At 59.6% G+C, this 25,462-nt stretch carries 19 protein-coding genes, 1 tRNA gene and 2 pseudogenes; 3 read left to right on the forward strand and 19 right to left on the reverse strand.

The annotated features are described in order from the left end of the window. Positions 1-209 precede the first annotated feature (209 nt). The 11 genes and pseudogenes from FYJ31_RS06615 to FYJ31_RS06675 all read right to left on the reverse strand — a co-directional run. A complete protein-coding gene (locus FYJ31_RS06615; RefSeq protein ID WP_065472343.1) occupies positions 210-1,160 on the reverse strand; it encodes an ROK family glucokinase in 951 nt (316 codons plus the stop codon). Between the two features lie 282 nt (positions 1,161-1,442). Continuing rightward, positions 1,443-1,519 (reverse strand) — tRNA-Asp (locus FYJ31_RS06620). A 161-nt stretch (positions 1,520-1,680) separates the two neighbouring features. Continuing rightward, positions 1,681-3,504 carry an MFS transporter gene (locus FYJ31_RS06625; RefSeq protein ID WP_065472347.1) on the reverse strand — a complete coding sequence of 608 codons (1,824 nt, stop codon included), beginning with the start codon at positions 3,502-3,504 and terminating at the stop codon, positions 1,681-1,683. A gap of 282 nt (positions 3,505-3,786) precedes the next feature. After that, entirely contained in the window at positions 3,787-4,404 is a 618-nt protein-coding gene (locus tag FYJ31_RS06630; protein WP_032744018.1) for a PadR family transcriptional regulator, read from the reverse strand. Positions 4,405-4,449: 45 nt separating this feature from the next. After that, entirely contained in the window at positions 4,450-7,425 is a 2,976-nt protein-coding gene (locus tag FYJ31_RS06635) for an FtsX-like permease family protein (protein WP_229773896.1), read from the reverse strand. Between the two features lie 59 nt (positions 7,426-7,484). Beyond that, positions 7,485-8,327: an ABC transporter ATP-binding protein gene (locus FYJ31_RS06640; RefSeq protein WP_154536322.1), complete on the reverse strand. Its 843-nt coding sequence runs from the start codon at positions 8,325-8,327 to the stop codon at positions 7,485-7,487. Positions 8,328-8,889: 562 nt separating this feature from the next. Then, positions 8,890-9,205: pseudogene (locus FYJ31_RS06650) on the reverse strand (transposase); the annotation flags it as partial. Positions 9,206-9,794: 589 nt separating this feature from the next. After that, positions 9,795-10,421: a class I SAM-dependent methyltransferase gene (locus tag FYJ31_RS06660; RefSeq protein ID WP_195839461.1), complete on the reverse strand. Its 627-nt coding sequence runs from the start codon at positions 10,419-10,421 to the stop codon at positions 9,795-9,797. Positions 10,422-10,446: 25 nt separating this feature from the next. Beyond that, positions 10,447-11,634: an MFS transporter gene (locus FYJ31_RS06665; protein ID WP_154536324.1), complete on the reverse strand. Its 1,188-nt coding sequence runs from the start codon at positions 11,632-11,634 to the stop codon at positions 10,447-10,449. Beyond that, complete coding sequence (locus tag FYJ31_RS06670) at positions 11,631-11,849, reverse strand: hypothetical protein (RefSeq protein ID WP_126386285.1); 219 nt, start codon at positions 11,847-11,849, stop codon at positions 11,631-11,633. Before FYJ31_RS06670 ends, FYJ31_RS06665 begins: the two co-directional genes overlap by 4 nt. Before the next feature lie 124 nt (positions 11,850-11,973). Then, a pseudogene (locus tag FYJ31_RS06675) lies at positions 11,974-12,213 on the reverse strand (transposase); the annotation flags it as partial. Between the two features lie 669 nt (positions 12,214-12,882). Here FYJ31_RS06675 and ettA point away from each other — a divergent pair. Beyond that, positions 12,883-14,562 (forward strand): energy-dependent translational throttle protein EttA, encoded by a 1,680-nt coding sequence (gene ettA / locus FYJ31_RS06685; RefSeq protein ID WP_154536326.1) that lies wholly within the window; start codon positions 12,883-12,885, stop codon positions 14,560-14,562. Between the two features lie 323 nt (positions 14,563-14,885). Beyond that, a complete protein-coding gene (locus tag FYJ31_RS06690; RefSeq protein ID WP_154536327.1) occupies positions 14,886-15,791 on the forward strand; it encodes an acyl-CoA thioesterase in 906 nt (301 codons plus the stop codon). A 92-nt stretch (positions 15,792-15,883) separates the two neighbouring features. Here FYJ31_RS06690 and FYJ31_RS06695 read toward each other — a convergent pair whose 3' ends face one another. The 8 genes from FYJ31_RS06695 to dacB all read right to left on the reverse strand — a co-directional run bounded on the left by FYJ31_RS06695 (position 15,884) and on the right by dacB (position 25,142). Beyond that, the gene (locus FYJ31_RS06695) at positions 15,884-16,411 is read right to left on the reverse strand and encodes a DUF3180 domain-containing protein (protein ID WP_013141238.1); all 528 of its coding nucleotides are present in this window, start codon (positions 16,409-16,411) and stop codon (positions 15,884-15,886) included. Between the two features lie 174 nt (positions 16,412-16,585). Then, positions 16,586-17,998 carry a 2-amino-4-hydroxy-6-hydroxymethyldihydropteridine diphosphokinase gene (gene folK / locus FYJ31_RS06700; protein ID WP_154536328.1) on the reverse strand — a complete coding sequence of 471 codons (1,413 nt, stop codon included), beginning with the start codon at positions 17,996-17,998 and terminating at the stop codon, positions 16,586-16,588. 108 nt (positions 17,999-18,106) lie between these two features. Continuing rightward, positions 18,107-18,982 (reverse strand): dihydropteroate synthase, encoded by an 876-nt coding sequence (folP, locus tag FYJ31_RS06705; RefSeq protein ID WP_154536335.1) that lies wholly within the window; start codon positions 18,980-18,982, stop codon positions 18,107-18,109. Between the two features lie 78 nt (positions 18,983-19,060). Beyond that, positions 19,061-19,660 (reverse strand): GTP cyclohydrolase I FolE, encoded by a 600-nt coding sequence (gene folE / locus FYJ31_RS06710; protein WP_014485376.1) that lies wholly within the window; start codon positions 19,658-19,660, stop codon positions 19,061-19,063. A gap of 94 nt (positions 19,661-19,754) precedes the next feature. After that, positions 19,755-21,848 carry an ATP-dependent zinc metalloprotease FtsH gene (gene ftsH / locus FYJ31_RS06715; RefSeq protein ID WP_118088693.1) on the reverse strand — a complete coding sequence of 698 codons (2,094 nt, stop codon included), beginning with the start codon at positions 21,846-21,848 and terminating at the stop codon, positions 19,755-19,757. After that, positions 21,845-22,408, reverse strand: a complete 564-nt coding sequence (hpt, locus tag FYJ31_RS06720; RefSeq protein WP_012472190.1) for a hypoxanthine phosphoribosyltransferase — start codon at positions 22,406-22,408, stop codon at positions 21,845-21,847. Before hpt ends, ftsH begins: the two co-directional genes overlap by 4 nt. Then, a complete protein-coding gene (gene tilS, locus FYJ31_RS06725) occupies positions 22,395-23,561 on the reverse strand; it encodes a tRNA lysidine(34) synthetase TilS (protein ID WP_154536329.1) in 1,167 nt (388 codons plus the stop codon). Before tilS ends, hpt begins: the two co-directional genes overlap by 14 nt. A 90-nt stretch (positions 23,562-23,651) precedes the next feature. Next, a complete protein-coding gene (gene dacB, locus FYJ31_RS06730) occupies positions 23,652-25,142 on the reverse strand; it encodes a D-alanyl-D-alanine carboxypeptidase/D-alanyl-D-alanine endopeptidase (protein WP_154536330.1) in 1,491 nt (496 codons plus the stop codon). Between the two features lie 199 nt (positions 25,143-25,341). Between dacB and FYJ31_RS06735 the strand changes: the two genes are divergently transcribed. Further along, on the forward strand, positions 25,342-25,462 hold a 121-nt coding region (locus FYJ31_RS06735; protein WP_154535965.1), incomplete at its 3' end, for a helix-turn-helix domain-containing protein.

A 25,462-nucleotide genomic window follows, 5' to 3' on the forward strand; every position in this document is an offset into this window, starting at 1 on the left:
GTCAGCGTAGCGACGCCGAGGAATGCTGACGTCGCCCACGCGCGCGGTGCCGGTATCTTACCCATTCGCTCACGTTGGGTTTCGCCATTTCCGGGAGAAAAACAACAGTGCGGTGATTCCCATAACGAGAATCACCGCACTGTACTGTTTGCGATTATTTGCGCGTTGCTATCTGCGTCGCGCGCGTTATCTACGCACCGCCATCTGCGTCAGCGAAGAGCCAGATTGGCGGCACCGATGAGGCCGGCGTCCTGGCCAGCGACGGCGGCGACGATCTTGGCGTGGCCACGGTAGGCGCTGCCTTCCAGGAAACGCTGGTAGTTGTAGCGGGCCGGCTCCAGCAGAATGTCTCCAACGGCTACCACACCACCGCCGATGACGAACAAATCCGGATCAAGCACGGCGGAGACGGCAGCCATGGTGCGGCCAAGCCATTCGCCGATCTTGCCGAACGCATACAGGCCAAGCACGTCACCCTCCTGAGCGGCTTGGGACACCATCGGTCCCTCCAGCTTGGTGATGTCGCCACCGCACAGCTCCAGAAGACGTTTGGCGTCCTGAGGACGACGACGCACGGCGGACTTGGCGAAGTTCTCCAGCGAGGTTCCCGAAGTATAGCGCTCGGCGCAACCGCGCAGGCCGCAGCCGCAATGGTCTCCGTCCGGGACCATCGGCAGGTGGCCGAGCTCTGCGGCCATGCCGAAGGAGCCGCGGTAGAGCTGCCCATTGATCACGATGGCACCACCGAGGCCGGTGCCCACGGTCAGCGCGACCATGTTGGAGCTGCCCTGGCCGGCACCGTGCACGAATTCGCCCCAGCCGGCGCAGTTGGCATCGTTTTCGACGATGACCGGAACGGCATGGTCGATCAACGCACCGACATGCTCGGACAGATTGTAATTGATCCAGGCCGGAATGTTGGCGGAGAAGGTGAGCGTCTTGCGATCCGCGCTCACATTACCGGCCGCGGAGATGCCGATGGCCTCGATATCGGTGTGGCCAGCGGCGACGGCTTCGCGGTAGATCTCGGCGATATGCGTATTGATGGCGTCGGCGTCCATCGGCGTGGGGACGCGCCAACGCTGGATGATGCTGTCGTTTGCATCGCAGACGGCAGCGGCGATCTTGGTTCCGCCGATATCAATGGCGAGCGTGGTCATGGCTTACTCCTTGGAGACTTTCGTAACGTACGAGATAGCGAAAATAGTAGTGAGCCGCCATGACCTCCCACCGCGGATTTTCCATGGTTCGTCATGCGTCGCGAACATTCCGCCGATGCGCTTCCTCATGCATTTCACCCGCTGCAAATGGGTGTCCCCCTTAACGCCGACATTGGTGCGGACGGCGTGTCGGATCGGATGCGTTCACTTTCGCCGCCCTTGCGGATGGCATCGAAGAACGGCAGGAAACAAAAAAACTCCCGACATGCATCGGGAGTTTGGTGGCGACCCCGGCCGGACTTGAACCGGTGACCTCCGCCGTGACAGGGCGGCGCTCTAACCAACTGAGCTACGGGGCCGTGCGTGCCTCAACGAGGCACAAAAGGATATGTTACAGCATCATCGGATCACGACACGCCGTCTGGATGGCAAACCGACCGCAGGCGCGGTGGACGGTATGCGGGCCACACCGTTCGACCGCGCACGGCCGCACTCCCCATAAGACCGTAGCCGTCATGCGTCAACGCACGTTGTGCGACGACGCGGCACGACGCACGGCCACCGAGGCCAGCAAACCGATGAACAGCATGATGCCGGCGACCAGAAGCGTCCACTGACCGCCTTCGACGAACCCTGAAGTCATCGCATCGGCAATCTTCGGCGCCTCGTCGCCGAATCGGGCCGCCGGTCCATCACCGCTGCGGAACACGCCGATCACTCCACCCGCCGAACCACTGACCGCTTGGGCCAGACCGTCGCCGACCTTGGCGGGCAGCCCGAGGGATTCGAGCCGCGCCGGCAATGTTCCGTTGACGGCCATGGCCAACGACGCTCCGGAGATGGCCGAACCGACGGCGGTGCCGAGCTGTCGAACCGTGGACTGGGTGGCCGACCCTTCGCCGGACTGCATGATCGGCACTTCGGAGAGCACCACGCTGGTCAGCTGCGCGGAGGCGAAGCCCAGACCCAGACCGTACGCGGCCATGGGAACAAGCTGCCACCACACAGAGAACCCCACAGGCATAAGGACCGCGACCAGGGCGACGGCGATGATCTCGATCACAAGACCGAGTTGAATCACGCCGGCCGGGGTGAGCTTGGCGGCCATGACATGGGCCTGCGCACCTGCGACGATGGACCCCAAGCCCATCACGGCCAGCATCGCACCGGCCTGCAGCGTGTTGAGCCCGCGGGCGTTGATGAGGTACAGCGGCAGCATGAACACCAGCGCGAATTCGCCGGCGGCGATGGCCGCAGCCGCCAGATTGCCCCACGAGAACGTCCTGATACGAAACAGGGTCATGTCCAGCATGACCGGCCGACCGGCTTTGCCCCGCGCCGATTCGAAGAGGATGAAGACGGCCATCAGAAGCGCACCGGCGATCAGGCAGATCGGCACCGGCGACAACCAGTCACGATTCCAGCTCAACCCGCCGAGCTTCAACTGCGTTGAGGTCTGCTTCCACCAACCGTAGGTCTCGCCTTCGATAAGACCGAACACCAACAGGGCCGAGGTCAGGGCAGACAACACCACGCCCGGGATATCCACACCGACGCGACGGGATCGGGCATCCTGCGCGGCATCCGCGGCACCGGCGACCGAGGCGTTCCCACCGGTCTTCGGCACCAGGAAGATGGCCGACACAAAGACCGCGATGCCCAGCGGCAGGTTCACCAGGAAGATCCAACGCCATCCCAAGGTCTCGGTGAACACGCCACCGAGCAGCGGACCAAGCGCGGCGGCCGAACTCATCACCGCGCCCCAGACACCGAACGCCGCGGCGCGGTACTTGCCACGGAACAGGGCGGACACCGTGGACAGGGTATTCGGCATGATCATCGCGCCTCCGATGCCCTGCAGCACACGGGCGGCAAGCAGCATCCCCGCACCCTGCGAGGCGGCGGCGAGCGTCGAACTCGCCACGAAGATCACGGTACCGGCTTGAAACACCAGTTTGCGTCCTCTGGCGTCGCCCAACTTGCCGAAAGGCAGCAACAACGCGGCAAGCACGATGTTGTAGAGCGAGGTGACCCACTGGGCGTCGGTCAGGTTAATGCCGATGTCGTCGATGATGGTGGGGATGGAGACGTTGACGATCGAGCTGTCGAGCACGATCATGGCCAATCCCAGGGCCATCACCCACAGCGCGCCCCACGGCGGCGCCTGGGTGGGCAGCGGCGACGAGGCCGTCGGATTCGTTGAAGATGTCATAGTTGTCGAAGATGTCGGGGACGCATCGACTTGAGTCTGACGTTGGGATCGTGATGAACAGTCCATAACGGGGTTTCCTCTCATTGCCATGATCGAGGCGCCTGATGCGCTTATCCGCCGTTCACAGTACATCCGTGGCGCGGACCGTCTCACTGGATATCAAGGAACATTCCGGGCGTTCAGCCATGGGCGTAACCTCGGCGGATCGCCGCAACGGCACCGTCGGGGACGGCCGCGTCATGCTGGATCGCACCAGGCCGCAATCCAGCCCCCTACAAAAAAGACGGCGTGCATCCGCCGCATCGCGCCAACATCCGAAAACAGAAACCGATCACGCGCAACCCATCCGACGGCAACGGCAACGGCAACGGAATCATGGCGGAGCCAGGGACGGAATCAGCCGGCAAAGCAAAACTACGTTCTCGCATTGGCGAAATCTTCCTCGACGGAAGTGGCGGCTGACATCGACGCGGATGCACGATGCGTGCGCGCGATGCGCAACTGCGCTTCGTCGAGGGTCTCCAACCAACGCAGTTCGGCTTCGGTGATGAAGATGCGATGGTCAAGCACCAGTCGGGCGGCCAGATCATCACCGTCCGTCTGACGGCGTGCGCGAGTCACATCATGTAGGAGCTGTTGCATGGACACTCGCTGCCGTTGCACCAGCGTCGACACATCCACGCCTGGCGTGACTACCGCGAACGCCAGCTTCATCACCAGCTCGTCGCGGCCGCGCTGCTCGGGCAATACCGGAGTGCGCCACCATTGCGATACCTCAGCATGGCCGGCGGCGGTGAGCAGCCATGCCACCGGTGAATCGGAGCGGGAATCGGAATCGTCGGGAACGTCATGTTCCGAACCGTCGACTTGTTCGATCAAACCATCTCGATGCAGTCGCTGCAACGTGGTGGACACCTGCCCCATGTTCAACGGCCATATGCTTGATGTGGTGCGTTCGAACCGCCGCTTCAATTGGTACGCGCTTGCCGGTCCTTGTTCCAACAGCGCCATCAGTGCTTCCCGTATCGCCATGATGTTCCTTCGTCCTTCGTATATCATCCGATATCGTACGGTCGATCAATCCAAAGTTCGTCTGGTCAGCTTGCGCGACGGACGTGCGACCAGCCATGCCACGCCCAGGCCCATCGCAATAACGCCGATCAACAACGCGGCCTGCAGGCCCCAGCAGGGCACTGTGTCAAGCCATGCGCCGTCATAGCCGATGTGTCTGTACCAAGCCACATGAAATATCCCCAAGGCGAGTCCCGTAACCATGCCAGTCGGTGTTCCGGCCGCCAACATAATGGCGGCCTGCGCCAGCGTGAACCGTCGCAGGAAACCGGGGGATGCGCCCACGGCATGCATCGTGGCCAGATCACGGATGATTTGGATGCGCGCCAGCAGCAGCGAGATCACCGTGGCGGCTATCGCGAGCAGCATCAGCAATGCGAACGGCAGCAGCTCCGCAAGCATGCTTGAAGGATCGCCGGTACCCCAGCTGTAGCGGTAGGACTGACTGGTGCCATTCACCAGCGGCAGCCTGTCGTCAATGATCGATCGCAGTTTGTCCAGAGTGCTCCAGCCGGGGGCGTCGGTGAATTGCACCATATCGCCCACATACCTGAATGCGGTCAGTCCCAGGCTTTGGGCGGTTTCCTTGCTCATCGCCAGAGGGAAGAACCCATCCACCCAAACTCCCGGCCTGCTCGCCGACCCAGTGACCACATCGGGGGCCGAGGAACCGTCGGGATTGTGCGCACTATGGGAGATTTCCAAATCCACGGTGCCGTCCTTGCGCAGCGTCGCCGCGTTGCCGACCACCACGCCGCCCCGGTCGAGCATGTCCGCCGCCTTGTCGGCATTGGCAAATCCCGACAATCGCATCGCATCGCCGGACATGATCAGCACGGAGAAATCCGCGTTAATCATAGTCAAGCCTCGATACAACGGGCGATAGGAACGCGATGCTCCCACGCAGTATGGCTGGGCGTTCGGATTATGCGCCGAAGCCACGTCTTGCCCGCGATCAGGGTCGGAGCTCGTAATGCAATCCAATGGAGTCGCCAGTCTGGCAGCGGCATTCGGGAATCGGCGCATAAGCTCATTCGCCTCAGCGACATTCAACTTGTCGACGGTCTCCGGCGGCACTTCCGCCAGTGCATACACAGGCTGGTGCGCGGTGACGGGCAGATCATCACTGATGGCATTCAGCGCCGATCGCACCACCGCACGATCCACGGCATTGTCAATCGGAACCTCAGGGGACACCACCGCATGCGAATGGCCATGCACCACTTCCATGGCATTCGACCGATCATTGGCAATCAGTGAGCCGGTCATGGTAAGCGCGTATGAGGCGACCGCCACGCTCACGGCGATAGCGGCCGCGGCGGGGACGAATCGACGGTGATGCTCGCCGGCATCACGCAATCCCATCCGTACCGCCAGAGGCAGTGAGGTGCCGTGGCGTTCGCATGATTGCGCGATCAGACGAATCAACTGGATCAGGCCGGCGAACGAGAACACGATGGCTCCGATCAGCAGCAATTGCGCGCCGATTGCCTCGGCCGGCAGACTACCGTAGTCGGCATCACCGAATTCCGGCATGGGCATGGCAAGGCCGCCCATGGCACAGGCCACGGCCGCGCCAAGCAATGCCGCGGTGGAAATCGCCGTCACCGCACGATGCAACCGAGATTCACGGCGGTTGCGCTCGCCGTTGTCCGAGCGGTCTTTCAACGCGTCCACCACATTCATGCGGCTGACGCGATGCGCCGGCATCCATGTGGCGGCCAATCCGATCATCACTGCCGCTAACGCGGCCAAGGGCAGCATCGTCCACGGAATCATACTGGCGACCTCATGCACATAGGCGCCTTTCAGAGCCGGTGCGGCGGCATATGACAATCCGATGCCTGCGATGATACCGATCATGCCGCCTGATATGCCAATAAACAAGCCTTGGAAGCTCATCGTGCGTCGAAGATCCGCGCCGTCGGCACCGCATGCGGCGGTCAATCCCAATAAGCGACGAGACTGGTCGGCCGACACGGCGAACGCGGGGGTGATCAGGAATAGCGTCAGGGCAATCCCAAGAAAAGCCGTTACAGTGACGGATACCATTTGCATCAACTGCTGCTGCACGTCGATTTGACGCGGATATCGCTCTTCCGCATTCGGATAACCATCCGTCAGCACATGGCGCGAAACGGCGACCACCTGCAGCATGTTGAGCCGCTTGACCTGCGCCCACGTCAATGGCTCGCTGCCGACCAGCAGATAATGCGCATCCACCCCATTACCGCCATCCGCCTCGACCATGCCTTTGAGCCAGCCGGAATACGTCCATACGTCAAGCGTTGAGGTGACATCGGCGATGCCGCTGATGCGCCACGCGCGCCGCGAGTTCTGCAGCACCGCGCCAATGCGTCCGTTCGTACTGTACGCACCTTGAAATGGAGGCGCGGTGAGCGTCAATGTATCTCCGACATTCAGGTGCAGCTGCTCAGCGAGCGATGCGCTGATAACCGCCTGCGTGGCATCCTGCGGCGCGGCACCCTGTGCAACGGGAGGCATTAACAGTGGCAGCGCATCATGTTCGGTCTCGCGCAGCTTGGCTCGTACCGCGCCGTCGAGGTCGGCGCCGGAGGAGCCGGCGGAGTCAGTGGTATCGGCGCCGGCGGCATCAACCTGAATCTGATCGCCCGGCTGCAAGTCGCCGCCGGCGGTGGCGATTAGCGTTTCCGAATCCCAATACCGCAGCAGGGCGTCCTGGTCGGGCGTGATTGCGGCGATGTTCGCCGCGCTCGCGGGTTGTTGAGAGGGACTATCCACCCACAGCGAAGCCCCCTCGGGCGCCTGCATGAACGGCTGGCCTGTGTTGAGCACCGCGGTGGCGGTGAGCACCGCCTGCGCATTCCGAGGAATGGCGGCAAGGGCACGCTGACGGGAATTCGGCGTGCCTGTCAGCAGTGCCAGCCCCGCCACCAGCGCGGCGATAGGCAATGCGACCAACAATGTGGCGAATATGCTGCGCGCTTTGTGTCGCGTCATATCGCGCCAGGCAAGACGCGCGGCGACGCGGCGACGCGGAAAATTGAAGAGCATCGATATCACTGTTCCCCGGGATTGTTGCGAAAGTTCTGTTGCGAGCTGTTGCGCGCATCGCCGGCATCGTCATCATCTTCACCATCGCAGGTGAACAGTTCGTCAAAGTCGGTCGCTCCTGTCTCGTCGGTGATGCGACCGTCGCGAATGAACACCGTACGATCGGCCCAAGCGGCAAAGCGAGGTTCATGCGTGACCATCAGCACGGCACAGCCCGCGTCGGCACGGCTGCGCAGTACCTCCATGACCTTCGTGCCGGCAGCGGAATCCAATGCGCCGGTCGGCTCGTCGGCCAGCAGCAGGCGGCGTCGGCCCACCAAAGCTCGGGCGATGGCCACACGCTGCGCCTGACCTCCCGACATGTCCTCAGGCCGACGGAGCGCCAGTTCAGCGACTCCCGTCTCTCGCAGGGCCTCCAATGCGGCCTTACGCGCCTTGCGGATCGGCCAGCCGTCCAGTTCCAACGGGAACGAGACGTTCTCGATGGCGTTCAACGACGGCAGCAGATTGAAATCCTGAAACACGTAGCCAATCGACCGCCGTCGAATCGCGGCACGCCGGGCAACGTTCAGCGAAGCGAGATCGCGGCCCTCGACCAGCACTTTGCCTGAAGACGGCGTGTCCAATCCCCCGGCAAGGTTGAGCAACGTGGACTTGCCCGAACCGGACGGTCCCATTACGGCCACGAACTCCCCGGAGCGAAGTATTAGATTCGCATGACTGAGAGCGACGACCCTGCGCGCGCCGTCGCCATGCGTACGTGTCGCGTCGACGATCGTCAATATCGCCTGTCCACCGGTGTCAAGGCAGGTAAGGCTCGGCATTGCGCGGTTGATTGCGGCGGCCATGAGCACCTCTTCTCGATATGGTTACTGAGTAATGTAATGCTGATGTTACTCAGTAACTACATCAACGTCAAGGTGATCCACCGGTGAATCATGATCGGTTCGGAGCGTCAACGCCACGTCGGCGGACGGCGGTTCAAGACAGTGCGGCGGGCTCTGGAGTCCCGTATCGCAGAGCCAGGCACTTCTTTTTCTCCGGGAGTCAGCAATGAACGAGCTGGACGCCATGGTCGACGAATCTGGCAGATGGGGCAAACTGTCCAAGTACCACCTCATCACCCTGATGTTCCACGACCAGCCCAAGCCGGTCAATCCCCACATCGAACGCTACGAACAACACCTCGCGGATGTCTCCCTGCCCGACATCCCTTTCCATGCCGGCCCGCTGTTCAACGGCCACGACGATTACGAGATCCCGTCCACGACCGACCACAAACGTCTCTTCATCGCATTTTTCACGTTGGCGAGGAACCCGCCATTCACGTATGTGACGTTCGCGCACCGCAGAAGCGAGTTCGATGGGGACAAGAGCCGTTTCGAAGCCCAACTGAAACGAGATCTGGCGGCTGCTGACGCCGATGGCGACGAGGACGCTCACGTTCTCCACGTGCCCGCCCCAGGATCGCTTGCGCCACACGCCGTCCACGAACACATACGGGCACTCGGATTCCAACGGGCGTTTCCGCCACTCGTCGATCCCCTTGTAGATCTTCTTGAGTCTGTCGCTCAATGTCCGGGACGGCATCCGCTCGCCCCACAGCAGCCGGCCGGTGGTCCACCCCGCGTGTGCCCACGCCCGCGAGGCACATCTCCATCAGCGCCTCCTCGACGCCGGATTCACGCCTCCGGCAGCGCTCGATCACCGCCGACCCGAACAGGGCGTCGTCGAACCGTATGATCTTATCGGACATGGCTTCCGGCCTTCTTTCCAATCGCGGTTTTCATGTGCAAGCGACTGAAAATCGTACCAAAGCCGGGCCATGTCCTTTTCATCGGAACCCACAACCGAATCTGCGCAAGAAGACGGGCGTTATCTTAGATTTTTTCGGGTACATATATAAATCACTCTAAAGAAGGTTTTTAGCAAGTCTTACACGCGTTCTTCCGCCTGGAAATAAGCGATATTTTTGAGAACGAAATACACGCAGGGAAACGCCACGCCGTTACCCCACATCTTGTATTCTGCCGAATCAGTGTGAGGATTTTTAAGCCATTTGATTATCTGATTTTTACTTTTCGGCTTAGTAGCTTTTTGTTACCAGAACAGTCCATAATTAAATTGGATACAATTAAGTGTAAACGGTGCCACCAAAATTGAAGAGAGTTATCATGATAGCTTGTAATATGTTATAATTGTTCCGAGTTTTACTATCGTCGGTGGTTGATAGCTTATTATCTGGAGCATTGACGATGAGAGCCGTTCTTCAGTCATGAATCGTCGTTACACGATCGACAGCGGACAACTGTTAGCTAATTATTGTTAATTGCTACACCAAGCCAATTTCTCACAATTCCTCCTGGATATTCACCTCTTGGAAGATCGTATGGCGTAGGACCGTTGCAAATTTTAAATCCTGCACGTTCTAGTAAATCACATACATCAGTAAACGATAAATATACTTTTGACGGGGAATGTAAGTTGTATCCAACTATCAAACTCCCCATTTCGGTTATCGCATAGTTAACCCATTTAGGCCATAAATCTGTTCCAATAGCAGGTAGCTGGAACAAAAGAATTCCGCTAGGCCTAAGCCGCCGTCTAAGTATTTTAAATCGCTGAAGGCTCTCTTCAAAACTACCATATACTAGGGCTCTACTACATATCACATAATCAAATTCTGGTATATAAGAGAAAGCTTGGTCACAGCTAAGAGCCTCAAATCGATCAGAATATTGTGGCAAATACTTTTGGGCTCTTTGTATATTGAAATTAGATACGTCGCATGCATATAAGTTCCATCCCTCTGAGAGGAGTGGAAACGCATTCCTTCCGTTTCCGCATCCTACGTAGAGTCCTTTGTCCAAAGGAGAAGAAAACAGTCTTACATAATCACAGATTGGAAGAGGCGAATTGTGCGAATTATGATTTTCTACCAATGAGGTATCCACGATTGTTATGCTTTTATTCGGATTTTCTAGGTAGCGCAGCAGCGAGCGTAATGGCAATACCCATAGCAGCAGGAAGCACACAATTAGCGGCAGTAATCGTGCTAGCAAAGAGTGATGGCCCTACAATATTCTGGAATTGCCCACCAAGATTAATAGCGCTTAAGTCAGTAGTCAGATAATCTTTTCTGCTCAGCAATGCCATATACATGGTAATACCTGCGGTGCTGAGCAGTTCAGCGATAATCTGCAGCATGGCAAGCAACATAACCAGTGCCATGAAGGGAAAATCATGTGACAGGAAAGGTATGCAGGCGACAGCAATAAATGCAATTGCCTGCAGTAGTCCACTGCAGCGCCAAGCCAGCGCATAATTATGTGCTTTCGTGGCCCAATGGTTGACAGGACCTTGGGCTAGTGCAATAACTACCGTATTGGCAACGAATATGGCTGGCGCCTGCCATGTGTCGGTAGGCGCGTAATGAATAATCAGTAATGGTAGATACACATTGAGCAGTGTACGATGAAACGAGAACAGGAAATTTTCGATAATCAGCCGAGAACGAGACCTTGAAGTTAGTGCAGTGCGAAAAACCGTCCACGAAGTTAGCGGTGAACGTTTCACCTTTGCAGCGGTTACATTGCAACCTTTGAGCGCTCTGCGATATAGCACAACTACGACAACGAACGAGAGTGAATTTGCTGCCACTATGATCACATTCCCGTACTGGATAAGCAGCATCATTGTGCTTAGTGCCGCGCCAAGCGCGTAACCGACATTCGTCGGTAATGCCATGCGACCCAAGAGTATTGTGGCTTGCTCTCGGCTCAGCGGTGCGATAATCAGTCCTCGTGTAAGCGATGCTGCTGAGCGGTCGATAATACCGAACAGCGTCATATAGACAAGAAATGCAGCATCACCAGAGATAATAAGCCATCCAAGCATTCCTACCGCTCGTAGCAAATACGAGTAAGTGAAAACGCGCAACCCTCCGATACGGTCGGCGAGATACGCAGCAGGCATCGAAGCAATCATGCCAGAAACAGCTGAAAAGGTCAGTCCAAGACCAATAATGCCTGCAGAAACATGATTATATGAAGAAAAAATTACCGCCGCAGCGCTGACAAACGAGCCCGTACCAAACGCATCAATACCAGAAGCCAATAAAGCAGCACGTTGCAGCCGTTGTTCAATAGAATTCATTTACCTGCTCCACAAGAAGGACAATTAATCATGATTCGACAAAGTCGACGAGGCTTTTGTCTAGATTCATCAATTAGGGTCCTTGTCAGGCCTTCATCTTGTAGAGCTACATGCTTTACAACATCTGCGACTGTGTTACCATTTGCCAAATCGTAGCACATTGAACCAGTTCCCAGACGGCCTTCGGCAATACCATGTAACTTGACGTCTACCATAACAACTCCCTTCTTCACCTAGCTGGTTATTATTCCCCGCAATGGTATTCCGTCAATTGTTACTTGTATTTCACATTTGTTAAATGATAGTGCCCACTTCTTTGCGCAGATTGGCTGTTGGCCAGCTGTTGGAGTCGGGGAAGCCGCCCACGACCCGGGTGCGCCGGCGGATCTCCTTGTTCAATCGCTCGATCATGTTGTCCGTGCGCAGCTTGATCCTATGGTTCGCGGGGAACCCCGGCAGGAGGCAGGCGGCGGCCTGGCCGACGCCCTCGCGCAGGCGGTTCGCGGCCGCCTTGAGCTTGCGTTCCTCCATTTCGCCCGCGACCGTCCCCGCCTTGGCCATGGCGGATTCGCGGTTTTCATGTGTAAGCGACTGAAAAGCGTACCAAAGCCGGGCCATGTCCTTTTCATCGGAACCCACAACCGAATCTGCGCAAGAAGACGGGCGTTATCCTGGCTGACTACCTGCTGACGCATCTCGACCGATTTCAGTCGTACGACACCATCAAGATCCACTATGACAACGGACAGCAGGTCGTCACCAACGCATTGTAGGCCTCCGTCAGCTACACGCTCGCCAAGGAGGCAGTCGTCTATCGCAAGGCCGACCCCAAGGATTATCGTCTCGAGCAGACCGCCGACCTCATGTGCACCATCGAACCGACCGCACTGAAATTCAAAGCCGGGGAAAGCGCCAAAACCGACCACAAGATGCGGCGACCGGCGCACGTTCAGACAGAATTATCCGAAGATATTGCGACGCAAACTAGCCGCATGACCAAACTGCCACCAAATGTACTTACAGGAGATCCCCCGTTGCGGTATGACGATGGGATATGGGATAATCCACAAGGTGCTTTTGCTTGGGACCGAGGCGCCGCGATGACACGGAAATCCAGGGACGGGCGGCATCAAACGGGTCGTTCGGAACCCCCCGAAACCGGACGCATCGTTCCACAGTGTGTCATCACGGAATCCAAGCCCGGCAAAACGTTGAAATTGCAACGATAAGACAGGATAAGACACTTATATGGCAGAATTCGTATTTCAGATGATCAAGGCCCGCAAGTCTTACGGCGACCGCGTGATTCTCGATGACGTGACCCTGAGCTTCCTGCCCGGCGCGAAGATCGGCGTCGTGGGCCCGAACGGCATGGGTAAGTCCACCCTGCTGAAGATTATGGCCGGCCTGGAGACCGTGAGCAACGGCGAAGCCAGTCTGACCCCGGGCTTCACGGTCGGCATCCTGCAGCAGGAGCCGCCGCTGGATGACACCAAGACCGTGGGCGAGAACATCAAGATGGCGTTCGGCCCGATTGCCGAGAAGGTCGCCCGATTCAACGAGATCGGTGAAGAAATGGCCAACCCGGACGCCGACTTCGACGCGCTGATGGAAGAAATGGGCAAGCTGCAGACCGAGATCGACGCCGCCGACGGCTGGGACCTCGACTCCCAGCTTGAGCAGGCGATGGACGCCCTGCAGTGCCCCGATCCGGACACCCCGGTCAACGTGTGCTCCGGTGGCGAGCGCCGCCGTGTGGCCCTGTGCAAGCTGCTGCTTGAGGCCCCGGACCTGCTGCTGCTCGACGAGCCCACCAACCACCTGGACGCCGAGTCCATCCTGTGGCTGGAACAGTTCCTGCACCAGTACAAGGGCGCGGTCATTGCCGTCACCCACGATCGTTACTTCATGGACAATGTGGCCGAATGGATCTGCGAGGTCGACCGCGGCCACCTGTACCCGTACAAGGGCAACTACTCCACCTACTTGGAGACCAAGGCCAAGCGTCTGGAGATCCAGGGCGCCAAGGACGCCAAGCTCGCCAAGCGACTGAAGAACGAGCTCGACTGGGTGCGCTCCTCCCCCAAGGCCCGCCAAGCCAAGAACAAGGCCCGCCTGGAACGTTACGACCAGATGGAGAACGAGGCACGCAACAACAAGAAGCTCGACTTCTCCGAGATTCAGATTCCGGCCGGCCCGCGCCTGGGCTCCACCGTGCTGGAAGCCAAGCATATCCATAAGGCGTTCGGCGATCGCGTGCTCATCAACGACCTGTCCTTCACGCTGCCGCGCAACGGCATCGTCGGTGTGATCGGCCCGAACGGCGTGGGCAAGTCCACATTGTTCAAGACCATCGTCGGACTCGAACCGCTGACCAGCGGCGAACTGAAGATCGGCGATACCGTCAAGATCAGCTACGTGGATCAGAACCGTGAGGGCCTGGACCCGAACAAGAACCTGTGGGAAGCCGTGTCCGACGGCCTCGACTTCATCGAGGTGGCCGGTGTGGAGGTGCCGACCCGCGCCTATGTGGCCAGCTTCGGCTTCAAGGGCGCCGATCAGCAGAAGCTGACCGGTGTGCTGTCCGGTGGTGAGCGCAACCGTCTGAACCTGGCCCTGACCCTGAAGCAGGGCGGCAACCTGCTGCTGCTCGACGAGCCCACCAACGATCTGGACGTCGAGACCTTGGAATCCCTCGAAAACGCACTGCTCGAGTTCCCGGGCTGCGCTGTGGTGATCTCCCACGACCGTTGGTTCCTCGACCGTGTCGCCACGCATATCCTCGCGTGGGAAGGCGACGACGACAATCCGGCCAAGTGGTACTGGTTCGAAGGCAACTTCCAGGCCTACCAGGAGAACAAGGTGGCCCGACTCGGTGAGGATGCGGCCCGCCCGCACCGCCTGCACAAGAAGCTTGTGCGCGGCTGAGATACGCCGGCATTAGTGCCACAACGCGCTTTATACGTCGAAAGCCGTCCCTCAGGGGCGGCTTTCCCATAATTGCCCCCATGACTGCCCCGCCCCGCATCCCATAAAATCCCACAGTCACCTACGGCAACGCACCGGCAACACACCGGCAGTGCAGCAGCAACGTAGCGGCAACGCACCGCATAACCAACCGTTTACCTTCCAAACAGTCTCGTTACATTTCGCTCCCGGAACTCTTAACCCCCACCGGATAGACTGCCAACCATAGGTTGGAATACGATAACCGAATATCGAACACAGCAGAACAGGAATCGAGGAACGCCATGGCTCAGGCAACCACCGTAACTCCATTGGACCATCTGGTGAAGGTGCTGAAGTTGGGCGAGCCTTCCGCTTACCGCAATCACACATACATCAATGGCGAGAGTATGTACTTCCCTACCGGCCGCGTCTACGGTGGCCAGGTCATCGCCCAGTCGGTGATCGCCGCGTCCAAAACAGTGGGCCCTTCACGCCTGCCGCATTCGGTACATGGCTATTTCATTGCCGCCGGCGATATTCGTCAAGACCTGCTGTTTGACGTCGAGAACCTTCGCGACGGCCGCTCGTTCTCCGCTCGTCGGGTCAACGTCACCCAAGCCGAGGGGTCGATTCTCACGGCCATCGCCTCCTTCCAGGAGACCGGTCAGGAGGGTGTGGAATTTGCCGATCCGATGCCGGAAAACCTGCCCGATCCCGAGACGCTGGTTTCCGCCAAGGAGCTCATGCGCCCGTATGCCGCACAGTCGCCGTTCGCCAATTACTATGCCGAGAAATCGCCGTTCGATATCCGCCACGTGACGCCGACCGTGATGCTGCGCGCGGACAAGGATTCCGCCGAGCATGATTCCGGCAAGCAGATGGTGTGGATGAAGGCCGATGGCCACGTCGATGTGCCGCAGGTCATGCATCGTGCGATGCTGGCACTCGGCTGCGATCAGGTGATGATGGAACCGGTGCTGCGCCGCGCCGGACTGTCGATTTCCACACCGGGCATTTCCTATGCGTCCATCGACCATTCGATGTGGTGGTATCAGGATATCGATATCAACGAATGGCATTTGTATGTGCAGGATACGCCTATCGCTGCGCACGGACGCGGACTCGGCATCGCCAAAGTGTATGCGCAGAATGGCGACTTGGTGGCGGCCATCGCTCAGGAAGCTATGGTTCGCGTGCCGCAGGAATAGTGGTAATCGGCTTGGCCGATGGTGTGGTTTTTTCTTCTCTCCCCCAGTCGGCTACGCCTACGGCCCCCTCGTCAGAGGGGGCTTATCACGGATTATCTTTTGTAGGCCTGGGCTATGTCGCTACGGCGCTTGGCTTCCTTGATTTTCGGGTTTTCGGGGCCTTCGTTCGGCGGTAGCTGGCACAACCATTCGCCGATAATGCCGATGATCATGTCGGCGATGCACACCACGGCCGCGATTGCGCACTCGGTGACGGCGTGTGCATAAAAATCCGCCTCAATATGGCTCAGGCTCATCACAATCTGACCGCCATACCAGCCGGCAAGCGTTGCGCCCGCCAATCCCAGTGCCTTAGACAGCACCAGCGTATACACCGCGATAGTGGGATTGATGAAGCTATGCGGACGCTTCTTGGGGTCGGTATTCGCGTATTTATGCACTTGCAGGGCCAAGATCAGCACGATAACGCCCAGCACGGCCAGCAATCCGGTCACAATCCGAGGCGCACCAATCAGCGACAGTCCCGAGCTCTCGCCGTAGGAGGCCAGACCGATACCCGCCAACAGGCCCAGCACGGCACCGATCACATACTGCCACCATGCTGTTCGCCGTGTTTTCATGTCCGGCCTCCTTATCGTTGCGTTGCTGTTTGCTGTTTGCGAACGGCCCTCGCTCCTGGGCTGCTCATCTTGATTTGGTTTTCGTCACTGCCGTGCCTGGCTGTTCGAGGTCAGATACCGGTCCGTCACCGTCTGGTTTCTAGCCTACCGTTCGTAACTGGTTCTGCCATCAGCTCAACTGTTCGACAGTATCCAGTTGTCCGATAGCAATCCGACCTGTCCGGCATCCGGTGCCATGGCCAAAAGGAAGGCCACCGGGTCGCCGCCCAGAGTAGCATTCGGGTCCATATCCAGCCAAGGTGCCAATACCGACGCATGGTTACGGGCCGACGGCCAAGGAATGCTGCAGTTGGGCTCGTCGGAAGTCACGCCCTCCATGTCAACAAGGTCAAGGTCGACTGCCAGATCATGAACGCTTTCGATGCTGCCCAATACGGCAATCAGGTCGGCGGGCGGCAACTTGGTTTCGATTTGGATGACCGCGCTCATCGCGTCCGGGCCGTCGAAATGGCTGACATGGTAGAGCGGCGAAATGCCCTGTACCTGATTGCCAGGAACACTGTCGATGGAAACGATGGTTTCACGGAACAGCCGTTCGGCATCCTGCGAGGTAGAATCCAGCGAAATAATCGCCTTGCGTGAGACGGGTGCCGACTCCGACGCGGATTCTTGCTTGACTGCATGCCCGCCGAGCATCCAGTCTTCGCTCTCGAGCTGCACGGCGTTACGGTCCGGCGCAGTGGCCAGCAAATCGGCCACAGGCCCCTTATGGGCTCCGGCGAGTTTGGCGTTCGGATTCAATGCCAACCAAGGAGCCAGCACAAACGCACGCTGCCAAGCACGCGGATGGGGCAATGCCAGATCCGGATCCGCGCTGGTGATGCCATCAAAGTCGATAATGTCCAAGTCCAACGGCCTGGAATCCCAATGATTCTCACGAATTCGCCCATGGTTCGCCTCGATGCTTTGCAACGCGGCGAGCAATTCGTGGCTGCCCATTGTGGTTTCAAGCTCCACCACGGCGTTCAGGAAATCCGGCGTACCGTCAGCCATGCCCCACGCGGCCGTGCGGTAAAGCGGCGAAATACCGGTCACCTGTGTGCCGAGCAGCGCGTCAATCTCCCGAACGGCGGCTCGCAAGGTGGATTCCACCTCGCCCACATTGCCGCCCAAGGCCACCACCGCGTTATGGATGGCATGCTCTTCAGCAGTGCGTCCATTATCGGTGGCACGCACGCGCGAGATGGAGACCGATACATCTGCAAAAGCCACGACGATGGGCGCATGAGGCTTGTGCACGGTGACGTCGATGGAGGCGACGGCCGGCGCATCGGCAAGGATCTTATCCGCGATACGTTGGGCCAGACGCTCGATCAGGTCCACATGAGGGCCTTCGATGACAGCCGCGATATCCTTGGCCACACGGCCGTAATCGATGGTGTCGTTGAGATCGTCGGATTGACCGGCGGCGGCCAGATCAAGGTGCAGGGTGACGTCCACGACGAAGGTTTGTGGCCGTTCGTGTTCAAAGGCGAGCACACCGTGGGTGCCGTTGGCATGTACGCCGGTAAGTGTGATGGTGTCCATTGGTAAGGCTTTCTGCTCAAATGCTCTCCTCAGTCGCCTTCGGCGCCAGCTCCCCTCGCCCGAGGGGAGCCAAGGCCTAGAAGCAACCAAAACAGGGAGCCAGGGGAATCATGCGTATTCGCGCCAGGTGTTGCCGGCGATGACGGCGGCGCGGCTTTTGGCCACGTCGTGTACGCGCACGGCCCATGCTCCATGTTCGGCGGACAGGGCGGACAAGGCTGCGGTCACGTCATCGCGCTGGGCCATGATCGGCCCATCAGCACCGGCAGCGCCCGCCTCGGTAAGCATCGCCGAGATGAAGCGTTTGCGGGACTGGCCGATCAGCACCGGATATCCAGTGGCGCGGAAGGTCTCGAGTCCGGTCAGCAGCGGCAGGTTGTGCTCGATGCCAGGCTTGGAGAAGCCCAGGCCCGGGTCGATGATAATGCGCTCAGGCTTTACGCCGGCGGCCAGCACACCGTCGACTTGGCGCATGAGTTCGTCGTGCACGTCGGTCAATACACCGTGCTCGTAGACGGAGGTGTCTTGATCGGGGTTCGCGCCCTTGGAGCCGGCGAGCCAACCGCGCCAATGCTGCACGATGTACAGGCAGTCGTGGTCGGCGACCACATGCGGCAGTTCGGCATCCAGCGTGCCACCGGAGACGTCGTTGATGATCTGGGCGCCCTCGCTCAGCGCAGCGGCGGCCACGGATGCGCGCGTGGTGTCGATGGACAGTATGGCACCGGCCGGAATCAATGTCTTGACGGCACCGGTGATGCGGGCCAGTTCGTCGGCCTCGGACACACGCTTGGCGCCGGGGCGCGTGGATTCGGCGCCGATGTCGATGATGGCCGCGCCGGCGGCCATCATGTCGCGCCCGTGTTGGGCCGCCTTGGCCGGGTCCAGCCACAGGCCGCCGTCCGAGGACGAGTCCTCGGTGATGTTGAGCACACCCATCACCATGGTGTGCGTTGTGTCATGCAACGCCTGCAAATCATGCAACGCCTGCAAATCAGTCATAGGTTATCTCCCCTTCGTTGTTTCCCTTCGCTCCCCTCAGAGAGGGGAGCCTAGGTTGCGTCACTTGTCAAGAATCAAGCTCATGGCTTCGGCCCGGGTGGCCGGATTGCGCAGCATGCCGCGCACCGCAGAGGTCACCGTGCGGGCGGAAGACTTCTTGATGCCGCGCATCGACATGCACAGGTGCTCGCATTCGGTCACCACAATCACGCCACGTGCGCCCGCGTACTCGACCAGCGCGTCGGCGATCTGCTGGGTCAGTCGCTCCTGCACCTGCGGCCGGCGAGCATACACCTCGACCAGTCGGGCGAGCTTGCTCAGCCCCATCACCCCGTCCTTGGCGGGAATATAGCCCACATGGGCCACGCCGTGGAACGGCAGCAGGTGATGCTCGCACACCGAATACAGTTCGATGTCCTTGACCAGCACCAGCTCGTCGGTATCCACGTCGAAGTGCTTTTCCAGCACGTCGGCCGGGGATGCCTGCAGGCCGGCGAACAGCTCGCGGCACGCGCGGGCGATACGGTCAGGCGTTTCCACCAGTCCCTCGCGCTCGGGATCCTCGCCAATCGACTTCAGGAACAGGCGTACGGCTTCGCGCACGCCTTCCTCGTCGTATGTGCGTTTCTCCCGCTGGCAAGACTCTATATATTCGTTCATCTCATCTCTCCCTTGTCATTGTCCACAACGACGTCGGCCCGGCCTGCGTACGTGAGAAACCACATGAACAGGTCGGGCCGAATCGTCATCGTGTCTACTCTTCCGGCTTCATGCCGACCGAGCGCTTGAGGCTTTCGGGAATCTCCACCGGCGGCTTGTCCGAGTCGGGGCGGCGGTCGTTGGACAGCCACACCGGGCGGACCGGCGCCTTCTTGATCGGCGCGAAGATCTCCGCAAGCTCCTTCTCGTTCAGAGTTTCCTTGACCAGCAGCTGGCGGACCAGCTCGTCGAGGATATCGCGGTTGTCGTTGATGATGGTCCACGCCTCGGTGTGGGCGGTTTCCACCAGCTTCAGCACCTCGTCATCAATCACTTCGGCGGTGCGGTCGGAGTATTTGCGCGGCTGCAGACCGTCCATCACGGTGGTCTGATCGTCGTCGGAACCCCACTTGATGGCGCCGAGCTTGTCGGAGAAGCCGTATTCGATCACCATCGTACGGGCGATGCTCGTAGCCTTTTCTATATCGTTCGAGGCACCGGTGGTCGGGTCGTGGAAGACGATTTCCTCGGCGGTGCGACCGCCCATCGCGTAGGCCATCTGGTCGAGCAGCTGGTTGCGCGACTGCGAGTAGCGGTCGGAGGTCGGCATGACGGCGGTGTAGCCGAGGGCGCGGCCTCGCGGCAGAATCGTCACCTTGGTCACCGGATCGGTGTTGTTCAGGGCGGCGGCCACCAGCGCATGACCACCCTCGTGGTATGCGGTGTTGCGCAGCTCTTCCAGAGCCATGCCCTTGGACTTGCGCTTCGGTCCGGCCTGAACACGGTCGATGGCCTCGTCGATGGCGCGGTTGTCAATCAACTGGGCACCGGCACGGGCGCACAGCAGGGCGGCTTCGTTGAGCACGTTGGCCAAATCGGCACCGGTGAAGCCCGGCGTGCGCACGGCGACCATGTGCAGGTCGACGTCCGGCACGAACGGCTTGCCCTTGGCATGCACCCTCAGAATCGCCTCACGGCCTTCCAGATCGGGGGCCGCCACGCCCACCTGCCGGTCGAATCGGCCCGGACGCAGCAGGGCGGGGTCGAGCACGTCGGGACGGTTGGTGGCGGCGATGATGATGAGGTTGGTGTCGTTGTCGAAGCCGTCCATCTCGACGAGCAGCTGGTTCAGCGTCTGCTCGCGCTCGTCGTGGCCACCGCCCATGCCGGAACCGCGCTTGCGGCCCACGGCATCGATCTCGTCGATGAAGATGATGGCGGGGGCGTTCTTCTTGGCCTCATCGAACAGGTCGCGCACACGGGAGGCACCGAGACCCACGAACATTTCGACGAAGTCGGAGCCGGCCATCGAGTAGAACGGCACGCCGGCCTCGCCTGCGATGGCTCGGGCCAGCAACGTCTTACCGGTGCCGGGAGGGCCGTACAGCAGCACACCGCGCGGTATGCGCGCACCCAGCGCCTTGTACTTGGACGGATCCTTGAGGAAGTCCTTGATCTCCTCGACTTCGGCCACGGCCTCGTCTTCACCGGCCACATCGGCGAACTTGGTGGTGGGGGTCTGGCCGTCGAGCAGCTTGCCGCTGTTTTTCTTGCCACCCATGCCGAGCATGCCGCCGGCACCGCCCATGCGACTCATCAGGAACCAGAACAGGGCGAAGAAGATGATGAACGGCAGGATCGAGGTGATGAGGTAGCTCATCATGCTGGTCTGCTCGATATTCGAGGTCCAGCCCTTTTCGAGATCACCGTTCTCCACAGCCTTGGCCACCTGTGCGCCCTGCGCGAAGGTGTAGTAGAACTGCACGTTCTTGCCGTAGTTGGTCACCTTGCCGGTGTCGGCATTCTTCTTGGTGTAGTCGTTCTTCAGCTTAAGGCGGACGACCTGCTTGTTGTCCGTAATCTCGGCGTACGTGGCCTTGCCCTGATTGATCAGCGCGAAACCATCTTTGGTGTCGATGGTTTTGGTGCCACCGCCGGCGAACATCTGGAACATCAGCACGACCATGACCACGAGCACGGCACCCCATAGCCAAGGGGACTGCCATATCGGGCGGTTCTCGTTGTTGTTGCCTTTGCCATTGTTCCCGTTATTGCCACGGTTGAACGGGTTGGTGAACGGGTTGCCGTTGTTACGGTTGTTGTTCGGGTTCGGATTATTGCCGTTACCCGGCCCTTGCGGGAAGCTCATGCTTGCACTCCTTGGTAGACGGACGGCTTGAGGACCGCGATCGAATCGAGGTTGCGGTAGCGTTCGTCAAAGTCGAGGCCGAAGCCGACGACGAACTCGTCCGGAATCTCATAGCCGGCGTACTTCACATCAACGTCCACCTCTCGGCGGGAGGGCTTGCTCAGCAAAGCGAAGACCTCCACGGAAGCGGCACCACGACGTTTCAGTTCTGCGACCAGCCACGCGAGCGTGTGTCCTGAATCAACAATATCCTCCACAATCAAGATGTGCCGTCCGCGAACATCGGCGGACAAATCCTGCCTGACTGTGACCTCACCGCTCGACACTGTGCCCGAGCCATAGCTCGACAGGCTCATGAAGTCGATCTGTACAGGAATGCTCATGGCCTGGGTGAATGCGACCAGCGTATTCACGGCCCCTTTCAGCACCGCAACGAGCAGCGGATTCTTATCGCGGTAATCCTCGCTCGCGAGAGCGGCCATCTCGTGGATCTTGGCATCGATCTGTTCTTTGCTGACCAGCTCGTGGTCAATATCTTCCTCAACGTCAGCGATTCGCATGCGCACCATCTTGGCACACGCGAATGACGTGTTTCTTGCGATTGGCTGAATAACCTCTGGGAAGTGAGACGCCGCCTTGGCCATGCCAATCGACGACCAGCCGGTCGATGGCGGCAATCTGGGCGGCACTGGCGTTCACACCGGCTTGGCTCAGCGCGTGAGCGATGACCCGCAACCGAATCGCCTCTGGCTCACGTGCAATACGTCTGACGCTGATCATCAGGCCGACACCATGGCTCGAATCATTGGTATCGTCTGCAGCACAGGCTCGTGGCGTATCGGTCGATACCGCTGCCGACGATGCCGGCCGGTCAACTGCCGTAACCGCCTCCCCCATCACCTCGTCGGATCGCTGATCCAGATACTCCTTATCCATTCTGGCCAACCGTGCGCTTTCAGCGAAATGGCGGGCGACATTGAATCCAGCGAATCGCTCGATGGCCGGCAGCAGGTCATGGCGCACCCGCGAGCGCAACGGATAGTCGTTCGGTAACTCGCCGTCTACCGCATCGCCATTGGTGGGGTCATCCCAATATTCCACACCTAAGTCTTCACAGATGCCGGTGGTTTCGGCTCGAGTAAGGGTAAGCAGCGGCCGCGCAAAAGTCACGCCACTGCGTGTGAAGACCTGCGGCATGCCGGCCAACGCATCCACGCCACGGCTGCGCAGCAGTCCGATCAATACGGTTTCCGCCTGATCGTCCATAGTGTGGGCCAACAGCACGGCAATGGCACCTGATTCACGCGCCGCGGCGCACAGCTCGTTGTACCGGGCCTGCCGCGCGGCCGCTTCGAGGCCCTCACCGCGTGCCTGCACGGTTGCGTTGCGCACGATGACCGGGCCCAGTCCCAACGCACGGCAACGATTCGCAGCCTCGCCGGCGACCTGTTCGGAACCCTCCTGCAAGCCGTGATCCACAATCACGGCACCGCAACGCACGCCCATGGACGTGCATACGATATGGCTCACCGCGGCCAGTGCCATCGAATCGCGCCCGCCTGAACAGGCCACGAGCACGAGCGGCGCATCGGCGGCAACGGCATGGTCCCCATGCTGCGCGAATTCGGGAGCCTGCACATCGCATAGTTCCACAGCGCTCAGCGTTGCGCGGACCGCGCCTACGGCCTTGCGCAATCGTGCGGAATATGCCATGTACTCACCACCCTTTTTCTGGTTATGTGTACTCGTGCGTTTATGGACGTTTACGGCCTTTGTAGCCTTTGATGGCACTTGATGGGTCTTTTACAGCCCCGCGAGCTTGGTGATGAACGAGTCGATGGCGCTACGCGCGGCGGCATAATCCTCAGGATTGTTGACCACCACGGCAAACGACAACGCTCCCCCATTGGTGCGGGACACATTGCCGGCCATCGACGCAACCGTGCCGAGGCTGCCGGTTTTGACGCGCAGCAGACCAGCCACGGCATCATCCGTATACCGATCCTGCGCCGTGCCCACCAATCCCGCGATGGATAGACCTTCCGCGCCGGCCGCGCCACTCTTGGTGGTCAGATTACGTTGTTGGACGGCCGCCAGCGTGCGTACGGTGAGCCGGGAGCCGGGAGACAGACCGGAGCAATCGGCCATGGTCAGACCGGATGTATCGAGACCGAGATCGTTCAGAGTGGATTTGACCGCCTCCGTGCCGCCTTCAGGACTGTTTGTCGCTGATTTCGCCAAAGCGGTGAGTCTGCCGAACTCCTCGGCCAGCGTATTGTCCGAATGCCGTAACGTGTATGCCATGATTTCGGACAGTGTTGCCGAACTCACCGAAGCCAAAGGCGTTTCGCCGGATGGAGCGGTGTTTGCCGTCATGTCTCCGGTAACGGCCACACCGTTCGATTGGAGCAGTTCGGCGAATTTCGTGGCCACGTCGCTGGCGGTGTGCTGGGACAGTTCCGGGTAGCCGGCCGAATCATCGGGGTCGGCCGGCGCAGGCGTATCGGCGGTGTGTTGGCGGCCTCCATCAATCGCCATTGATGAGACCGGCGTGAAGTAGACGGTGTAGTCGCTTAAAACCGCGCCACCTTCCGACAGACCTGCGGGAATGCGTGAGTCGCCGAATAGGGTGTCGTCGTACTCGAGATTGACGGAAGTGATGCCTCGCTGGGCGAGCGCGGCCACGGTGGCCTTGGCCAAGGTGTTCAGACCGGCACGTCCGTTGGTATGGTTGGCGTCGGAATCGCCTGCAGACAGCAGCATGTCGCCATTGCCTTTGAGGGTCAACGTATTGGTGCCGTCATCGGATTGGGTGAGGAACACTTGGGTATCCAAGGTGGATGCCATATTCAGGGTGGATGAGGCGGCGAGCGCGGTCAGCGTTTTCAGTGTGGATGCTGGCTCGCGTGGAGTGTTCGACTCATGTTCGGCGGCGACGGTGCCTTGGGCGTCTTCAATGATCACCGACGTATCGTTTCCCACGCCTTGCGCGGACAGCAATTCGTTGACCAGCGCAGAAGCGGCCGTGGAATCAATGGCCTTGTTCGTGTTCAAGGTGCCGGCGACGGTGCCGCCTGATTTGGCGGTGGCCGGATCGGCAAAAACAGGTGCGGTGACGGGCTTCAACGTCAATAATCCGGGGGCCACGTCGGTGATGTCGGCGGCACAGTACCCCGCGAACAGGGCGATGGTGGTCAGTGCGGAAATGATGACGGTCAGTGTTCGGCGATGCGATTGTTGGGGCCGCCGTTGCGCTTCACGTCGCTGACGGCGTGATACCGCTGTAGATACCATCGTGCTCCTTATGCCAAGGCAATCATTTCTGCAATGAGGCGAACGAGTCGAGTGTTGCCACAATCGAGAGCATTCGCGCATCCATCAGCTTACCGCCCAGCCATGTCCCGAGTGCCAGAACCCGGGTTCTAAATAGAAGTGCAACACCTTGTCTAGGGTTGGAAGTGTTCAGTTTCTAACTTAAGAAGGTGTCGCACTCATGGGTCAACAGTATTCGCACCTGTCGTCCGAGGAGAGGATCCTGATCGAGAAGCTGCATTGCGAACAGCATCTGAGCATTCGGCGGACCGCGGAGAGGATCGGCCGGGACAAGTCCACGG

The sequence above is a fragment of the Bifidobacterium sp. WCA-178-WT-4B genome, from assembly GCF_009696495.1.
Classification (GTDB): Bacteria; Actinomycetota; Actinomycetes; order Actinomycetales; family Bifidobacteriaceae; genus Bifidobacterium; species Bifidobacterium infantis.

Bases quoted from the DNA above. Each gene is read 5' to 3' on its own strand.
- FYJ31_RS06615 (WP_065472343.1), bottom strand. From the start codon at position 1,160: ATGACCACGCTCGCCATTGATATCGGCGGAACCAAGATCGCCGCTGCC.
- FYJ31_RS06625 (WP_065472347.1), bottom strand. From the start codon at position 3,504: ATGTACTGTGAACGGCGGATAAGCGCATCAGGCGCCTCGATCATGGCA.
- FYJ31_RS06630 (WP_032744018.1), bottom strand. From the start codon at position 4,404: ATGGCGATACGGGAAGCACTGATGGCGCTGTTGGAACAAGGACCGGCA.
- FYJ31_RS06635 (WP_229773896.1), bottom strand. From the start codon at position 7,425: ATGACGCGACACAAAGCGCGCAGCATATTCGCCACATTGTTGGTCGCA.
- FYJ31_RS06640 (WP_154536322.1), bottom strand. From the start codon at position 8,327: ATGGCCGCCGCAATCAACCGCGCAATGCCGAGCCTTACCTGCCTTGAC.
- FYJ31_RS06665 (WP_154536324.1), bottom strand. From the start codon at position 11,634: ATGAATTCTATTGAACAACGGCTGCAACGTGCTGCTTTATTGGCTTCT.
- FYJ31_RS06670 (WP_126386285.1), bottom strand. From the start codon at position 11,849: ATGGTAGACGTCAAGTTACATGGTATTGCCGAAGGCCGTCTGGGAACT.
- ettA (WP_154536326.1), top strand. From the start codon at position 12,883: ATGGCAGAATTCGTATTTCAGATGATCAAGGCCCGCAAGTCTTACGGC.
- FYJ31_RS06690 (WP_154536327.1), top strand. From the start codon at position 14,886: ATGGCTCAGGCAACCACCGTAACTCCATTGGACCATCTGGTGAAGGTG.
- FYJ31_RS06695 (WP_013141238.1), bottom strand. From the start codon at position 16,411: ATGAAAACACGGCGAACAGCATGGTGGCAGTATGTGATCGGTGCCGTG.
- folK (WP_154536328.1), bottom strand. From the start codon at position 17,998: ATGGACACCATCACACTTACCGGCGTACATGCCAACGGCACCCACGGT.
- folE (WP_014485376.1), bottom strand. From the start codon at position 19,660: ATGAACGAATATATAGAGTCTTGCCAGCGGGAGAAACGCACATACGAC.
- ftsH (WP_118088693.1), bottom strand. From the start codon at position 21,848: ATGAGCTTCCCGCAAGGGCCGGGTAACGGCAATAATCCGAACCCGAAC.
- hpt (WP_012472190.1), bottom strand. From the start codon at position 22,408: ATGCGAATCGCTGACGTTGAGGAAGATATTGACCACGAGCTGGTCAGC.
- tilS (WP_154536329.1), bottom strand. From the start codon at position 23,561: ATGGCATATTCCGCACGATTGCGCAAGGCCGTAGGCGCGGTCCGCGCA.
- dacB (WP_154536330.1), bottom strand. From the start codon at position 25,142: ATGGTATCTACAGCGGTATCACGCCGTCAGCGACGTGAAGCGCAACGG.